This window comes from Chitinimonas taiwanensis DSM 18899 (assembly GCF_900119825.1).
GTDB lineage: Bacteria > Pseudomonadota > Gammaproteobacteria > Burkholderiales > Chitinimonadaceae > Chitinimonas > Chitinimonas taiwanensis.
Genome location: NZ_FPKR01000002.1, coordinates 251,703 through 268,386 on the forward strand (window position 1 = coordinate 251,703; position 16,684 = coordinate 268,386).

A 16,684-nucleotide genomic window follows, 5' to 3' on the forward strand; every position below is an offset into this window, starting at 1 on the left:
AAACTTGCACATCCGGTGCCGAGCAAATGCTCGACATGCTAGGCTTGTTGCCAAGCCGCGTCAGACGGCTCAGCAATGAACACACCGGAGATATTGCATGCGCATCGGCATCGTTACCGATTCGAGCTGCGACCTGCCACGTCGCTTTCTTGATGAACACAAGATCGTGATCATGCCGATCACGATTCACGGCCCGGACGGCGATTTCATCGACGACCGCAACCCCGACGCCACCCTGGCCTTCTACCGCGATGTAATTGCGCGCGGTGAAGGCGGCCTCAGCTCCAGCCCCTTCAACCCCGATCAGATCCGCGAGCTGTTCCTCGGTCGCCTGGTGCTCGAATTCGACTATGTGTTCTGCATCACGCTGATGAAGAGCCGTAGCCTGATCTTCGAAAACGCCACCCATGCCTCGCTGCGCATCCTGAACGACTACCGCCCCATCCGCGAAGCAGCCGGTGTGAAGGCGCCGTTCTCGCTGCGCGTATTCGACAGCTGCAGCCTGTTCACCGGCCAAGGCCTGATCGTGTCGGAAGTCGCGCGCCTGATCGCTGCCGACGCCTCCACCCTCGACATCATTCGCCATATCGACAAGCTGACCCAGCACACCCAGGCCTTCATGGTGCCGTCGGGCCTCGGCCAGCTGCGCAGCCAGGCGCGCTCGCGCGGTGACAAGAGCGTGGGCTTCATGACCTATGCGCTCGGCTCGGCGCTCGATATCAAGCCGATTCTGCGTGCCTACCGTGGCGACACCCACCCGGTGGGCAAGGTGCGCGGCTTCGAGGTCGGTTGCGACAAGCTGTTCGACGCCGCCATCGCCCAGATCAACGGCGGCCTGCTCGCCCCGGTGGTGTGCGTGAGCTATGGCGGTGAACCGAGCGTGGTGGAAGCCATGTCCGGTTACCAGCGCCTGCTGGAGGCCGCGCGCATGCGCGGGGTCAAGGTCATGCTGTCCGAAATGGGCACGCCGGCCGGCGTGAACGTCGGCATCGGCGCGCTGTCGGTCGGCTTCGCCTCGGAACGGGAAAGCAGCTTCGAATAAGGTCGCTGTCCAAATGAAAAAAGCCACCTCGCGGTGGCTTTTTTCATTGGCTGGCTGCGCCTTACAGGCCGCGGGCCAGGTCGCGTTGGATGTCTTCGATGTGTTCGAGGCCGACCGAGATGCGTACCAGGCCCTCGCGTATGCCGGCGGCAGCCTTGGCTTCCGGGCTGATGCGGCCGTGGGTGGTGGTGTAGGGATGGGTGATGGTGGTCTTCACATCACCGAGGTTGGCGGTGCGGCTGAGCAATTGCACCGCGTCGATCAGCTTCCAGGCCGCGTCCTTGCCGCCCTTCAGTTCAAACGAGACCACGCCGCCGCCACCGCTTTGCTGGCGCTTGGCCAGCTCGTGCTGCGGGTGCGAAGGCAGGCCTGGGTAATAGACCTTTTCCACCGCAGGCTGCGCTTCCAGCCACTGGGCCAGCGCCAGTGCGTTCTCGCAATGCGCCTTCATGCGGATGCCCAGCGTCTCCAGGCCCTTGGTCAGCACCCAGGCGTTGAAGGCGCTCAGCGTGGGGCCGGCGGTGCGCAGGAACTGGTATACCGGCTCGATCAAGGCCTTGCTGCCCACCACGGCGCCGCCGAGCACGCGGCCCTGGCCGTCGATGTACTTGGTGGCCGAATGGATGACCAGATCGGCGCCATGCTTGAGCGGCTGCTGCAGCGCAGGCGAGCAGAAGCAGTTGTCCACCACCATCAGCGCCTGATGGGCATGGGCCACGGCGGCGATGGCGGCGATATCGGCCACCTCGGTCAGCGGGTTGGACGGGGTTTCCAGATAGAACAAGCGGGTTTCCGGCTTGACCGCGGCGGCCCAGGCAGCCGGGTTGGTGGCATCCACATAGCTTGCGCTCACACCGAACTTGCCCAGCCAGTTGTTAAACAGCTGGATGGTGGCGCCGAACATGCCGGCCGAGGCGAGAATATGGTCGCCGGCCTTCAGATGGCCCATGCACAGGGCCAGGATGGCCGACATGCCGCTGGCGGTGGCCACGGCGGCCTCGGCGCCTTCCAGCGCAGCCAGCCTTTCCTGGAACTGGGTGACGGTGGGGTTGGTGAAGCGCGAATAGATGTAACCCGGCTCCACGCCGGTAAAGCGGGCGGCGGCCTGGGCGGCGTTATCGGCCACGAAGCTGGAAGTCAGGTAGAGCGCTTCGGCGTGCTCGCCAAACTGGCTGCGTTCCTGGCCGGCGCGAATCGCCAGTGTTTCAAGGTGAAGTTCGAAATCGTCTTGCATGGTCGGCATCTCGGTCGGATTCGGGGCGGTCAGGCGCATTCAAGCTGCGGCAGGCAGGGGCTGAACAGGCACGCTTGGGGCATGAAGCCGCCAGACTGTCCAGGCTGGCACCTGCACTGCCAGTTGGCGGCAAGCCTAGCAGGCCTGCCGCCCACCAGGCAAAGCGCCGGCGGGTCTTTACATATGGGCGCGGCGGCCCTCAGCCCAGCGCGAGCTTGAGGCCGAACAGGATGAACACGCAGCCCAGCACGCGATTCACCCACAGCGCGTAATGCGGCGCCTGGTCCAGATGGCGCATGACCACGCCAGCGCCGCTGATCAGCAGGGCCTGGAACAAGCAGTTCAGGGTAATGAACACGGCGCCGAGCAGCACGAAGGCGCTCGCACCCGCGCCGGGCTGCACGAACTGTGGAAAGAAGGCCATGAAGAACACGATGGCCTTGGGGTTGAGCAGGGTAACCAGCAGGCTACGCCGGTAGGCATCGCCCTCGGCCGGCTGGGTGACGGCAAAGCCCTGCTCGCGCGCCAGCAGGCTCTTGATGCCCAGCCAAACCAGATAAGCACCACCGCCGTACTTCAGCACGGTAAATGCAAACGGATGGCTGACCAGCAGCGCCGCCGCACCAATCGCGGCAGCGGCCATCAGGATGGCATCGCCGGTGCTGGTGCCGGCCAGGGCGGCAAAGCCAGCCCGGCGCGAGGCCGTGGCCGAACCGAGGATGGACAGCGTGCCCGGCCCAGGCGACAGGATCAGCAGGATGGAGGCCAAGAGGAAGGCGGGGAAGTCGGTGATGCCGGTCATGATGTGCTTTCGGGAACAGCGGGCCAGTGTAGCGCAGCAGCGCCACACCCCGACAGCGCCGCCCTGCCCTGGCTAAGCACTAACCCGAATGGCCAGCCGCCCGCAAAGCAGGCAATATACGATTTATATACGTTTCATATATCTCAAGGGCGAGCATGGGCATTGTCAAAATCTCCGAGCAGATGCATGAGCAGCTGCGCATCACCAGCAGCGCGATGAGCCGCTCGATCAACGCGCAGGCCGAGCACTGGCTGCGCGTAGGCCAGTTGGCCGAGCGCCATCCGCAGCTGGCGTATAGCGATATCTGCCAGCTGCTGATCGAAGCCGAACAGCAGGCCAGCACGGCCGATGCCAACACCATGCTGCGGGCGCGCGCATGACCCGGCGTCAGGTGGTCATTCACAGCGCCAGTGAGATTGTCATGGCGCGCCGTGCCGGCCAGCTGGCGGCCGAGGTGCTCAGCATGCTGGCCGCGCATATCCGCCCCGGCATCAGCACCAATCAGCTTGACCAGCTGTGCCACGACCATATCGTCAAGGTGCAGCAGGCCGTGCCGGCCAATATCGGCTACCACGGCTATCCCAAAACCATCTGCGCCTCGGTCAATCAGGTGGTCTGCCATGGCATTCCCACCGATAAGCCGCTGCAGGACGGCGATATCGTCAATGTCGATGTGGCCTTGATCAAGGATGGCTGGTTTGGCGACACCAGCCGCATGTTCGTGGTTGGCCAGCCCAGCCCGCTCGCGCAGCGCCTGGTGCGGGTCACCTACGACGCCCTGTGTGCCGGCATCCACCAGGTGCGCCCCGGTGCCACCCTCGGTGATATCGGCCATGCGATTCAGACCGTGGCCGAGGCGGCCGGCTTCAGCGTGGTGCGCGATTACTGCGGCCATGGCATAGGCCGGGTTTACCACGATGAACCGGACGTGCTGCACTACGGCCGCCCCGGCCAGGGCATGAAGCTGCGCGCCGGCATGGTGTTCACCATCGAACCGATGATCAATGCTGGCAAGCGCGATACGCGCCAGCTAGCCGACGGTTGGACCGTGGTCACGCTGGACCGCTCGCTCTCGGCGCAGTGGGAACATATGGTGGCAGTCACCGATAGCGGTTTCGAGGTACTGACTGCATGGCCGGACGGTTACGGCGACTACCCGCCCATCGGCCGTTAGCACACGTGCTACCGGCCCCAAAACAAAGCCCCCGCTAGCTGAACGCTACGGGGGCTTTGCACACAGGCGGGTAGCGAACGCTTAGCCGCGCATGGCTGGGATATGGGTGCCCATCTGGCGGCGCATGAACTCGTGGAAGTGCAGCATGCCGTCTTCCATCGGGCTCTGGTAGGGGCCGAATTCATCGCGGCCTTCCTTGAACAGGCGCTCGCGCCCCTCTTCCATGCGCCGGATGATCTCCATGTCCTCGACCGCGGTCTCCTGGTAGGCCTTCTGCTCGGCCGCCATGAACTCGGGTTCGAACAGCACCACTTCTTCCGGGTAGTAGAACTCGACGATGTTCTTGTACTTGCGTGGGCCGTCCGGCAGCAGAGTGGAAATCACCAGCGTGTGCGGATACCACTCGACCATCACATTCGGGTAGTAAGTGAGCCAGATCGCGCCATGCTTGGGCAGCACGCCACGGTTGAAGGCCAGCACCTGCTTGTGCCACTCGGCATAGGACTTCGAACCAGCCCGCGCCAGCTCGTTATGAATGCCCACGGTCTGCACTGAATACCAGTCGGCAAACTCCCACTTCAGGTCATCGCATTCAACGAAGCGGCCCAGGCCCGGGTGGAAGGGGTCGACGTGGTAGTCCTCGAGATACACCTCGATAAAGGTCTTCCAGTTACCCGCATAGCTATCGACCTGCACATCGGCCAGCATGTAGTTACTGAAGTCGAGGTCCTTGGCAACGCCGAGGTCCTTCAGGTCGGCCTCCACATCGCGGCCGCCGGTGCCGAGTTCGAACAGCATGCCGTTCCAGCTTTGCAGCCGCGTATTGGGCAGGTTCAAGCACGGCTTTTCCGGGAAATGCGGCGCACCGAGCAGCACGCCCTGGTTGTCGTAGGTCCAGCGGTGCAGCGGGCAGACGATGTGATTGTTATTGCCGCGCCCATCCAGCATCAGCGCCTGGCGATGGCGGCAGATATTCGACAGCAGCTGCACGCCGCCCTCGGTGCGCTTGAGCATGCGCGCCCGGTCGTACATCTCCAGCACCTGATAGTCGCCCACATTGGGCACCATCAGCTCATGCCCCACATATTTGGGGCCATGGGCGAAGAGGATGTCCTGTTCGAGCTTGTAGAAGTCGTCGTCGAAATAGACCGAGACCGGCAGTTGCGCGTTAGCTGCGCGCAGCAGATTGCGAGATTCCAAGTTGGACATATCCCACACCCCCAAGTAGTCAGGGTGAGGCGCAATCCCATCGAAGCCTGCCCTGCCGCAAAGCGGGTTCAGACTCCTAGACCGGCGCCCCAACACCCGAAGGTCTAAGAACGTCTTGCCTTGATGGATTACGAGTCGGCCCGGCTTTGCGCCGCGCCGGAGAGGGGCCGATGACCCGCCTCCCTAGCCTCATGGCCCTTTGGGGCAAGCACCAGGCGCGCCCGAAAGCGCCCTAATACCCGCGCCGGGCGAGGTGCCGCGGCGCTAAAAATGAGGGCGGATTGTGGCCCAAATGCGCGGGAGGGGCAAGCCTGAAAAGCCCGTAAATGCGCGAAACTTGTCTTATAGATTAGGGACATAGCCACAAACCAGCCCGAAACCACCAAAGTGCCTGCTGCCGCACCACCCGGCCGGGCAGAAAAGCTCGCGGCAAGCCCGGCCAGTTTGGCGATAATACGGGCCGCGCCGCAGCGCCTCAGCGCCTGCCGTCCCCGCTACCGTTCACCGCGATTCCCCATGTCCATCCTGATTTCCTGCTTTGGCAGCGCCGGCGATGTCTACCCTTTCCTGGCCATTGGCCAGGCATTGCAGGCGCGCGGCGAAACCGTCACCCTGCTCTCATCGCCCTGGTTTGCGCAGCGCATCAAGGCGGCCGGGTTGGGCTTTCTGCCGGTGGGCACGCGTGCCGACTACGAGCAGGCTGTGCAGGACCCATTGCTCTGGCATCCGCGCAAGGGTCTGGGGGTGATCTCGCAGCATCTGGCGCGCAATCTGCGCGCCGCCTATGTGCAAATCGAACAGCATGCGCAGCCCGATACCCTGCTGGTGGGCAGCACCCTGGCCTGGAACAGTCGCCTCGCGCAGGAAAAGCTGGTGCTGCGTGGCGCCACCGTGCACCTGGCGCCTGCCTGCCTGTTTTCCGCCCACGACCCGGCCGCCTGGCCGAGGCTGACCGCACTGCGCCAGCTGCCGCCCTGGCTGGCTGGCCCGCTGCAAAGGCTGATCGAAGCGAGCGCGCTCGACCCCATGCTGCGCCCCGGACTGAACCAGCTGCGTCGCGAACTTGGCCTACCACCGGTTAAGCGCGTGCTCAGCCAGTGGGCCAACTCGCCCGACAAGGTGATCTGCGCGTTTCCCGACTGGTTTGCCGCGCCGCAGCGCGACTGGCCCGCACACAGCGTATGCACCGATTTCCCGCGCTGGTCGGCGCCGGCCGGCACGGTGCTCGACCCCCTGCTCACACGCTTTCTCAGCGCCGGTCAGCCGGTGGTCGGCATCACGCCCGGCTCTGCCATGGCACACGCCGCCCCCTTATTCGAACGCGCACTGGCCGCCTGCGACAGCCTGGGCCTGCGCGCGCTGCTCATCACGCCCTACCGCGAACAGCTGCCGGCCAAGCTACCGAGCTTTGCGCGCCATACGCCCTATGTGCCGTTCGACCTGGTGCTGCCGCATCTGAGTGTCATGGTCCATCACGGCGGCATTGGCACGCTCGCGCAATGCGTGGCGGCTGGCGTGCCGCAGCTGATCACCCCCTTCGCCCACGACCAGTTCGACAATGCCGCGCGGCTGGCCACGCTGGGCGCTGGGCTGAGCGTGTCGCCCACGGCCAGCGTGGCCCAGTGGAGCAAGGCGCTGCTGCAACTGAGCCGCTCGCGCAGCGTGGCCGATGCCTGCTACCGGCTGGCCGAGCGCAGCCAAAGCGCGCCACCGGCCGCCGAACGCATCGCCAGCGAGATCCTGAGCCTGAGAGCCTGAAATGCAAAAAGCCCGTCGCAAGACGGGCTTTTCACTGCGGTAAACCGCGCGGCGAAGCGCGTGGCTTACTTTTCCACGAAGGCGCGTTCGATCACATAGTCGCCCGGCACGCCAATACGCGGCGAAACCTGGAAGCCGCGTGCATCGAGCAGTGCGGCGGTGTCCTTCAGCATGCTCGGGCTGCCGCACATCATGGCGCGGTCAGTTTCCGGGTTCAGCGGCGGCAGGCCCAGGTCGGCGCACAGCTTGCCGCTTTCGATCAGATCGGTCAGACGGCCCTGGTTGCGGAACTCCTCGCGGGTCACGCTTGGGTAGTAGATGAGCTTCTCGCGGATGATGTCGCCGAAGAACTCGTTCTTGGGCAGCTCTTCCTGAATGTAGTCGGCATAGGCGAGTTCGCTGACCGTGCGAACACCGTGGAACAGGATGACCTTTTCAAAATGTTCGTAGGTTTCCGGGTCCTTGATGATGGACATGAAGGGCGCAAGGCCAGTGCCGGTGCCAAACAGGAACAGGTTCTTGCCCGGCTTCAGGTCGCTGACCACCAGGGTGCCGGTGGGCTTGCGGCTGACCAGCAATTCGTCGCCCACCTTCAGGTGCTGCAGGCGCGAAGTCAGCGGGCCGTTCGGCACCTTGATGCTGAAGAATTCCAAATGCTCTTCGTAATTGGCGCTGGCGATCGAGTAGGCGCGCATCAGCGGGCGGTCGTTCACCTGCAGGCCGATCATCACGAAATGGCCGTTCTCAAAACGCAGACCCGGGTCGCGCGTGGTGGTGAAGCTGAACAGGGTGTCGTTCCAGTGATGGACGCTCAGGACGCGTTCGGTGGCGATCGTGGACATGGGTAGTAGATGAGAACAGCTGTTATTGGCAGGCGGCAATTCTAGCAAATTATTAGAACTTTCCTCCACACATTCAGGCATTTGCATCCAGCGTTTTGGAATAAACCGGCTTAGCTTGATCCGGCTCAAGTATTACTGACCGCAAGCAGGCATGAAAAAGGGCGAGAAATCCTCCCGCCCTTGTTTGAGTGCCTTGTGCAAGGCTTGGCGCGCATCGCGGCGCCGGGTCTTCTCGCCTTTATCATGTGCTCCCGCCTGGCGCTGGCGTGCGGCCAGCGCCACCGGGTTGCGCGGTTTGGATGCCGGTAGCACCACGGTCAGCTTGGTTTTCTTCATGCGCTTGCTCCTCTTGCTCGGTTGGGTAGGGCCTAGCCCTTGATGCACATCACTTGTTTGAGGGTATGCACAATCTCGACCAGATCGGTCTGCTGCGCCATCACGGTATCGATGTCCTTATAGGCGGCCGGAATCTCGTCCACCACGCCGCCATCCTTACGGCACTCCACCCCGGCGGTCTGCTCGCGCAAGTCGAACTGGTCAAAACGGCGCTTGGCCTCGCTACGGCTCATGCGTCGGCCCGCGCCGTGCGAGCACGAGCAGAAGGACTCGGGATTGCCCAGCCCGCGCACGATAAAGCTCTTCGCCCCCATCGAACCGGGAATGATGCCCAGCTCGCCCGCTTGGGCCGAGATGGCACCCTTGCGGGTGATGAACAGCTTTTCGCCGAAGTGGGTCTCCTGCTGCACATAGTTGTGATGGCAGTTGATCGCCTCATCGCTGAGCTTGAAGGGTGGCAGGTGGGCCTGCAGCGCCTCCACCACCAGGCGCATCATTTCGCGCCGGTTGGTCAGCGCGTAGTCCTGCGCCCAGTCCACCGCCTCCACATAGTCATCGAACAGGCTGGAACCGGCGCTGAAGTAGGCCAGGTCTCGGTCGGGCAGCTGTTGCTGGTGGCGCTGCATATCCTTGCGTGCAGCTTCAATGAAGTAGCGGCCAATCACATTGCCGGTACCCCGGCTGCCCGAATGCAGCATGATCCACACCCGCTGCGCCTCGTCGAGGCAGAGTTCGATGAAGTGATTGCCACCGCCCAGCGTGCCAATCTGGCAGATCCAGCTCTGCGCAAACTGGCGCTGCATCTTCATCAGGCCCGGATGCTTGCCGACAATGCGGTCGAGGCGGTCGTCCAGCGGCCGCGCCGCGCGCTGGTGCTTGCTGCCGCGCACCTTGTCCCAGGCATGCTGGGCAAAGCCCACCGGCACCGTGGCTTCCACGGCCGAGCGCAGGCGCGCCAGGCTGTCGGGCAGGTCGCTGGCCGTCAGCGTGGTGCGCACCGCATTCATGCCGCAGCCAATATCCACGCCCACGGCGGCCGGGATAATGGCCGCCCGGGTGGGAATGACCGAACCGACGGTGGCGCCAATGCCCAGGTGTACATCGGGCATGGCGGCAATATGGCCGCGCACGATCGGCAGCGCGGCCACGTTCTTCAGTTGCTGGATCGCGGCGAATTCAATCTCGTCGGTCCAGATTTTGACCGGCACCTGTTGGCCGGCCAGGGTTTGCAAAATAGGCATAAGTATTGATTTCCTGCATTCCGCCGCCCAAGGCAAAACGGAATGAAAAAGCCCCGGACAGGCCGGGGCTTTTCAGGGCAACCGGCGCAAGGGGCAACAGACCCCGTGCGCCAGTGGCGGAATCAGGGTCAGCGCGTAAAAGCGGGAGAGGCGGCGTGGGTCATGCGGGTTCTCCTTCTGAAGGCTAGGCGTTGATCGGAGCGGCTTTGTTGAACAGGGCTGCGCGGGTCGTCAAGCACCCGCAAAGCACGCAGCAGCGCCAATCGGCCGTATCATCGCCGCCCATTCTGCCCCGCCGCCTCACCTACCCACACCATGCGCCTATTGATCCTGCTCTTGCCGCTGCTTGCCTTGCCCGCCAGCGCCACCGTCTACCAATGCCTGCACAAGGGCGAAATCAGTTACCAGGACAACCCCTGCCCTGGCGCCACACCACCACTGAAAAGCCCACCCAGCAAGGCCGCCACGCGCAGCGACACGCTGGCCGACATCGCCCTGCCAGAGCCCAGCATTCCGCCCGGCCCGCCACGCGCACTGGCCGCAGGCGCCGAAATCGTGCTGGTCTCGGGCTATGAATCCGAGACACGCCAGGTCCGGGTGGACCTGGATCGGCCCGGTAAGCGCGTGCTGCTGGTGCTGAGCAGCTACCACGCCATCGACTGGCTGGTGGTGCCCAGCGCGCGTACCCAGCTGAGCGCCGTGCTGTACAGCAAAACCGCCTCGGACGGCGAAGCCAGCGTCAAAGCCGGCAAGGCCGCGCGCTACCCGGTGACGCTGCCGTATAGCTACGAGGCCGACAACAAGCACTTCGTGCAGATACTCGCGCACCTGAATGGCTGGTTTGGCCGCAGCAGCGTCGACAGCTTTCATGGCGCCTACAGCCTGGCGCGCCAAGTCAGCATTCGCCAGCCAGACGCCCCCAACCCGATGCTGACGCTGCAAGGCCCGGCGGCGCAAAACCTGCCATCGCAGCTGGAATTCGGGCTATGGAACACCGAGCAGCAGCTGGAGCCCTGGACCGTCAACGGCCCGCACAGCGGCCGCAAGCAGGGCTATCGCGATATCGGCCTGCAAACCTGGGACGAGACCGGCAAGGTGATGTACACGCTGGAGAACGACCAACTGGTGCGTAGCGAGCGCCGCAGCGGCAAGCGCGAAAGCTTTGCACTGCCGGGCACCTTCCCGCGCCTATCCTGGCCCACCGCGCTTGCCTACGACACGCGCCGCCATATCGTGACCTTGAGCAGCCTGGGCGGCGAAGGCTTACTGTATCGCTTCAATGCACGCAGCGGCAAATGGCTCGACTACCGCTCGCTGGACAACCTCGACCTGAACGCACTCAGCTACGACGCCAAGGCCGACCGCTATATGGGCTGGTCCAGCGAGGGCAGCCTGGTCTTCCTCAGCCACGCCTGCCAGCTACAAACCACCCGCCGCATCCTCGACCAGCTGAGCGGCTTTGGCCGCGGCTACGACCGCGGCAATGAATCGATGCCACGCCTGGCCCTGTACGCCAGCTCGCCCGAGGTGGCACTGGTACGCATCGAAGCCGGCGTGGTCGAGCAGGTCTGGCACTACAACTTCAACAGTGGCAAAGCCACGCTCAGCTATTCGGCACGGCAGCCTTAGGGGGTTGCGCCTACCCGATGCGCAAATGTTGGCTTAGGGAATGGTGCAGCATCATTGCGGGCCGTATACCCCCAAAACGGCACACCAACTTGCCTAGTCGTGTTGCGATGTGGGGGATGGCAGACGAAAGCGCGGGGCGGGGGGAGTTCAGCGGCTAGGGTGCGCATCGTCGGTGACGGCTTATCGGCCAAAGCTGCCATCTAGCTGCTTTTCTCTCTGTGGCCGATTTAGGTCGCAATGCAGACTCTCAAAACAGTCTACTGAAGCGGGGGCGATTCAAACTGAATGTCCTGCTTCTCCTTAGAGGGCTGGGATTTAAGCGACATGTTGAGGCGGAAGCCTTTTGCCGGACGCTACCGAGTAACGACTCGATGACGTATGATTTGAGCGGTTAATTAATTACTGCGGCAAGCCTTTTATCGGCGCTCCGCCATGCGTTCTGGGTGATGTGTTGAACGATTCGACAAAAAACAAAGTACGTCAGCTTTATCAGTTCTTAAAAGAGGCAAATCAGCTCCGTTACAGGCCAATTCGGAAGCTGGCCGAACAGGTGAAAGTCATTCGCTTGGCGGATATGCCCGAGCATCCCAGCATGCAACTCTTTCGGCCGGTCCGCACCTCCGATACGACCCAGGAAATACCCGAAGTCTTGATTCGCATCCGGCGCCCGAACCTGACGCCCTGCCCCAAACCGCCTACGTCATTGCTCCAGTGGCTCGCCCCGGGATTTGACGACCCCGCCAAGACACCCGAAGTAGTCCAAAGCCTGAATGTCTCGACGACTCAGCGTTTTGATGATGAGGCCGGTCGAGTGGAAGCGCTCCGCCAATACCAAGCCAATCGTAGCCAAGCGACTAGAGAAGCTGGCGTCGTTGAGCCACCACTGAGTATTGCGTCTTGGCTGAAGGAAGGCTGGGACCTCCCAGGCAAGCCTCCGGAAGTACATGAGATATTGAGCGTCACCAGGACAGTACGTTTCGATGCGGACCGAGAGCGAGTCGCAAACTACACTGCATGGTTGGAACAGCGCTCGGCCTGGGTGGGGCCGGAGATTGCAGCGCGCTCTGCGATGTCCTTCTACGAGAAGTTCTACGATATCTATGCGTCCATCGAAAAGGACGGCGAAGAACTGGAATTGATGCTTGGCGATGGCCAACTGCTTTGGTCCACGATGTCGAGCACAGAAGAGACGACGGTTCGCATCAGCCATCCAATTCTTCTCAAGCGCGTGGAAATCCGTTTCGACGCCGAAGTCCCAGAGTTCGTTGTCTGCGAGACCGAGCGCGAACCAGAGTTGTACAACAGCCTCTTCACTGACCTGAAAGAGGTGCTGCCGGTTTCAATTCGGAATCGCAGCAACGAACTCGAGAAAGCCGGCTACCACCCCCTTGGGTGGCAAGACACGACGGCCTACCTCAAGGCATTCATTCAGACGGTTTCCCCCATCAAGGGTGAATTCCTCGAGGAACCACCTACGGATGACGCGACCTCGACCCCGCGCATGTATCGGGACACCGTCTTGTTCCTTCGGAAGCGAAGCGCGGGCCTCGGCAATTTCGTGAACGCCATCATCGAGGACATCGATAACCAGACTGTCTTTTCGCCAGCATTAGGCCAAATTACGGGGACACTAGACGATTGGGCGCCAGAGACCATTGGTGATGGCAGCACTGGCGGGTGCGCACAAGGCTACGGGACAGGGGCTGGCGAGGATTCGTCAGTATCGGACGATGAGATTCTTCTGGCTAAAGAGGCCAACGAAGAGCAGCTGCAAATCATCCGGAAGCTCTCCAAGAGCGGTTCCGTAATCGTTCAAGGCCCCCCTGGTACTGGCAAGACCCATACAATTGGTAACGTCATTAGCCATCTACTGGCTCAAGGCAAGTCCATCCTGGTCACCGCCCAGACGGCTAAGGCGCTGCGCGTCGTCCGCGACAAAGTGCCGGAGATGCTCCGGCCATTAGCAGTATCCGTGCTTGGCAGCGACCAAGGCGCTCGCCAGCAACTGGAAACAGCGATTGGCTCCATCACGGAGCGGATGACTCACGACTCGGCTGAGTCGCTGCTCGCAAAAGCCCAGCAATTTGAACAACAGCGTAAAGAGCTGTTAAGCAAGAAGCGCAGCCTCAAGCAGAAGTTGCGGCAGGCCCTCGAAAACGAATATCGCGAAATCAAGGTTGGCGACCGCGCCTTTTCCCCAGCTGAGGCAGCTCGGCATGTCCGTGACAACAAGGTGTCCGCATCGTGGATTCCATCGCCGGTCAAATTGGGCGCCAGCCTCCCCTTATCTCTCCAGGAGTTTGCCCGCCTCTACAGTTTGGGTGCTCATTTCTCCGTATTGGAGGAGCAAGATGCGCTGAAACCGCTGCCAGATATTGCGTGCTTGCCTAGCGAGCGCCAATTCAGGGTGATGGTAACGGAATACAACAATCTCACCACCACTGACCTGACGGTTGGCCAGGAGCGCTGGAATACACCAGGCAAAGGCAGTAGCGAGACGCTCGCGCAATTGATGCTCGACCTTGGCATTGAGTTTTCGGACGAGCTGCGCCAGCAGTCCTGGCGGCCATTTGCCATTGTTGCGGGCATCCATGGCGGCACGGCGAAGGATGTTTGGCTGAAGCTCATCGAGCAAATTAATGGTGGCGCAGAAGCTCAGGGTAAGCATGCACTCATGCTGCACCACCAGCCGAAGCTGGCGACTGGCATGCCGGTCGTCATTCAGAAGAAGGTGGTCGTTGAAATCTGCGAGCATCTTGAGAATGGCGGAAAACTCGGTTTCTTTAATTTGGTCACGCGAGGCGAGTGGAAGCAGTTCATCAAGACTGCCACCGTCTCGGCAGGTGAGCCTAACCACACGGACCATTTCGCCGCGCTTCGAGCATTGGTCGAACTGGAACACGCTCGCGAGTCAGTCCAACCGCTTTGGGACCAGCTGATTGGACAGCACATCCAACAGCCTTTTGCGAGCCTTGGCATGGTGCCCGAGCAGTCTTGCCGAGCGCTTATTCCGGAAATGCAGCGTTGCCTCGAGTGGCACGACCGTGTATGGAAACCGCTGGCAGAACGACTGGTGGGAGAAGGCGTGAAGCTGAACGACCTGTTCGGTTTGATTCCGCGCCAGGCGTCTCAAATCACCGAATATCAAGTCATCGAGACATTGGCCTCGAGTATGCTGCCACCGCTCATGACGGCCGAAGTTGGGCGGCGCAAGCTGGCGGAATGCGAGGCCGGTATTGCGGAAATCGAGCGCTTAGCGCTCTCCTTGGACCCGAGCGAAAACAACACGGGCTGTCTCGGACGAATCGTGACTGCTTTGCGTGCAAGAGATACCGCCAGCTACGACACAGCTCTTGAATACGCGCGCCGGCTCCAAACCGTAAAGCCGCTGGTCTCGGAACGGAGCGACTTACTGAAGCGCTTGGAAATGGTCGCACCGGTATGGTCTCAACTTATCCAGACGCGGACATCTCCTCACGATACTGAGCAAATTCCTGGCGACATTCCTGCTGGCTGGATTTGGCGACAACTTAATGACGAGCTTGTGGCTCGAGATGCCCTTAGCGCTAACGAAATTCAGCGTGAAATCGACAAGGTTGAGGCCACACTCAGGGAAGTGACCGTATGGCTGATTGATGCGAAGGCTTGGGGAAAACAGCTGGAGCGCCTGAAGCAGAACAATTCAATTCGACAGTGTCTGGTTGGATGGCTGGATACGGCGAAGGCGCTTATCTCCACTCGGCAGCAGGACCGGCGTCAGATGCTCCTTGCAGAGGCGAGGAAATTGATGGCCCGCGCTGCTGGCGCTGTCCCCGTTTGGGTAATGCCTATTTCTCTGGTCGCAGAAAACTTTGACCCGCGGACGACGCGGTTTGACGTCGTCGTTATCGATGAAGCGAGTCAGGCTGACTTGAACGCGCTAATTCCAATGTACCTCGGCAAGCAGGTCATCATTGTGGGCGACCATGAGCAGGTAACCCCTCTCGGGGTCGGTCAAGGACAGGCGCTGCTGGACAACCTTCGAAAGCAGATTCTTGAGGACATTCCGAACTCGCACCTGTTTGACGCGAGGTTCTCTATTTACGACATTGGCCGGCAGTCCTTTGGGGACGGTATTCGATTGGTTGAACATTTCCGGTGCGTGCCGGAAATCATCGCCTTCTCGAACCAACTTTCCTACGACGGAAAAATTAAGCCACTGCGCGAATCCAACTCAGCGCACCTCAAACCGGCATGCGTTGGCGTTCGGGTTGATGGCCGTCGGGACGGACACGTCAACAAGGCCGAAGCTCGCCGCATCGTCGATTTGATTAAGGCGATGATTGCCCACCCAGCGTATGCCGAAAAAACCATCGGCGTCATTGGTATGGTTGGCGACCAGCAAACCTTGGCAATCCAGTCGCTCATCCTCAAGGAAATCCCCGGCACCGAAATCGAGCGTAGGCGCATCCTCGCAGGAAGTTCAAGCGAGTTTCAGGGCGACGAACGTGATGTCATACTCCTCTCGATGCTGGACAGCCCCGAAGACGAGGGGCCAATGCGCCTGACCGGTGAAGGCGCTTTTGAGTTGCTCAAGAAGCGCTACAACGTGGCCGTAAGCCGGGCGCGAGACCAGCTGTTTGTGGTGCATTCGTTTGACCCGGACCTGCATCTGAAGCCCGGAGACATGCGCTTGCGACTGATGCAACACATCAAGGACCCGCTAGCATCTCTTCGTGAATACCATCGCGAGGTTGGAAAGACGGAGTCCCCCTTCGAGCGTGCGGTGCTGAAGCTGCTGACGGATGCTGGATACCGCGTGAAGACCCAGGTCGAAGTGGGATACTACCGTATCGACATCGTTGTTGAAGGCGGTGGTCGTCGCCTCGCAGTCGAGTGTGATGGTGACCGTTATCATCCCTTTGAAAAGCTCGCTGAAGACATCGAGCGGCAGACGATTCTCGAGCGTCTTGGTTGGCAATTCGCGCGCATTCGCGGCAGCGCTTTCTATCGTGATGCGGAGGCGGCGATGCAACCCGTTTTCGAGCGCCTGGCTGAACTCGAAATTCCGAAAGAAGCTTCAATCGGGAATGAGGGAACGGACGACATGTCGCTCATCTACGAGTTGGATAACCTCATCGCCTGTGATTTCACTACACCTAGGGCAAACGCAGAGGTGACTTCGGAAATGTTCGCGCCCGAAGTGAGTTACGAGCAGCCGGAAGTGTCTGTGATGGCGCCAAAATCTGACCTCAAAATTTATCTAATGCGAAACGGTGGACGTGTCCTGCTTGAGGATGTCCTGCGGGAACGCGCGAAGGCACAAGGATTTCAGCGCCTTGGAAGAAATGTTCGGCAACAGTTGCTCGACGAACTCAGCGCTGAACTCCGAGACAGCCACATCCAGATTTCTGGGGACTTTGTTGAGTTTGCCTAGG

At 61.4% G+C, this 16,684-nt stretch carries 12 protein-coding genes; 6 read left to right on the top strand and 6 right to left on the bottom strand.

Features of this window, described 5'->3' with window-relative positions:
• Positions 1–97 precede the first annotated feature (97 nt).
• A complete protein-coding gene (locus BT173_RS03075; RefSeq protein ID WP_072427153.1) occupies positions 98–1,042 on the top strand; it encodes a DegV family protein in 945 nt (314 codons plus the stop codon).
• A gap of 61 nt (positions 1,043–1,103) precedes the next feature.
• Here BT173_RS03075 and BT173_RS03080 read toward each other — a convergent pair whose 3' ends face one another.
• Both BT173_RS03080 and BT173_RS03085 read right to left on the bottom strand, forming a co-directional pair.
• Complete coding sequence (locus BT173_RS03080; RefSeq protein ID WP_308417550.1) at positions 1,104–2,315, bottom strand: O-succinylhomoserine sulfhydrylase; 1,212 nt, start codon at positions 2,313–2,315, stop codon at positions 1,104–1,106.
• A 160-nt stretch (positions 2,316–2,475) separates the two neighbouring features.
• Positions 2,476–3,078 (bottom strand): LysE family translocator, encoded by a 603-nt coding sequence (locus BT173_RS03085; RefSeq protein ID WP_072427154.1) that lies wholly within the window; start codon positions 3,076–3,078, stop codon positions 2,476–2,478.
• Between the two features lie 155 nt (positions 3,079–3,233).
• Here BT173_RS03085 and BT173_RS03090 point away from each other — a divergent pair, with 155 nt between their 5' ends.
• Together BT173_RS03090 and map are read left to right on the top strand one after the other, a co-directional pair.
• The gene (locus tag BT173_RS03090) at positions 3,234–3,458 is read left to right on the top strand and encodes a ParD-like family protein (RefSeq protein ID WP_072427155.1); all 225 of its coding nucleotides are present in this window, start codon (positions 3,234–3,236) and stop codon (positions 3,456–3,458) included.
• Positions 3,455–4,252 (top strand): type I methionyl aminopeptidase, encoded by a 798-nt coding sequence (gene map / locus BT173_RS03095; RefSeq protein ID WP_072427156.1) that lies wholly within the window; start codon positions 3,455–3,457, stop codon positions 4,250–4,252. Before BT173_RS03090 ends, map begins: the two co-directional genes overlap by 4 nt.
• An 81-nt stretch (positions 4,253–4,333) precedes the next feature.
• Here map and BT173_RS03100 read toward each other — a convergent pair whose 3' ends face one another.
• Entirely contained in the window at positions 4,334–5,461 is a 1,128-nt protein-coding gene (locus BT173_RS03100) for an aromatic ring-hydroxylating oxygenase subunit alpha (protein ID WP_072427157.1), read from the bottom strand.
• Positions 5,462–5,977: 516 nt separating this feature from the next.
• Between BT173_RS03100 and BT173_RS03105 the strand changes: the two genes are divergently transcribed.
• Positions 5,978–7,219 carry a glycosyltransferase gene (locus BT173_RS03105; protein ID WP_072427158.1) on the top strand — a complete coding sequence of 414 codons (1,242 nt, stop codon included), beginning with the start codon at positions 5,978–5,980 and terminating at the stop codon, positions 7,217–7,219.
• 65 nt (positions 7,220–7,284) lie between these two features.
• On the opposite strand, the gene BT173_RS03110 is transcribed toward BT173_RS03105, so the two are convergent.
• The 3 genes from BT173_RS03110 to BT173_RS03120 all read right to left on the bottom strand — a co-directional run bounded on the left by BT173_RS03110 (position 7,285) and on the right by BT173_RS03120 (position 9,638).
• Entirely contained in the window at positions 7,285–8,061 is a 777-nt protein-coding gene (locus BT173_RS03110; protein ID WP_072427159.1) for a ferredoxin--NADP reductase, read from the bottom strand.
• Positions 8,062–8,193: 132 nt separating this feature from the next.
• Positions 8,194–8,397 carry a hypothetical protein gene (locus BT173_RS03115; protein ID WP_072427160.1) on the bottom strand — a complete coding sequence of 68 codons (204 nt, stop codon included), beginning with the start codon at positions 8,395–8,397 and terminating at the stop codon, positions 8,194–8,196.
• 32 nt (positions 8,398–8,429) lie between these two features.
• Positions 8,430–9,638, bottom strand: a complete 1,209-nt coding sequence (locus BT173_RS03120; RefSeq protein ID WP_072427161.1) for an RtcB family protein — start codon at positions 9,636–9,638, stop codon at positions 8,430–8,432.
• Between the two features lie 315 nt (positions 9,639–9,953).
• Between BT173_RS03120 and BT173_RS03125 the strand changes: the two genes are divergently transcribed.
• Both BT173_RS03125 and BT173_RS03135 read left to right on the top strand, forming a co-directional pair.
• Positions 9,954–11,267 (top strand): DUF4124 domain-containing protein, encoded by a 1,314-nt coding sequence (locus BT173_RS03125; RefSeq protein ID WP_072427162.1) that lies wholly within the window; start codon positions 9,954–9,956, stop codon positions 11,265–11,267.
• Positions 11,268–11,718: 451 nt separating this feature from the next.
• On the top strand, positions 11,719–16,683 hold the full coding sequence (locus tag BT173_RS03135) for a PDDEXK-like endonuclease domain-containing protein (RefSeq protein ID WP_139256023.1): 4,965 nt from the start codon (positions 11,719–11,721) through the stop codon (positions 16,681–16,683).
• The last annotated feature ends 1 nt before the right edge of the window (position 16,684 follow it).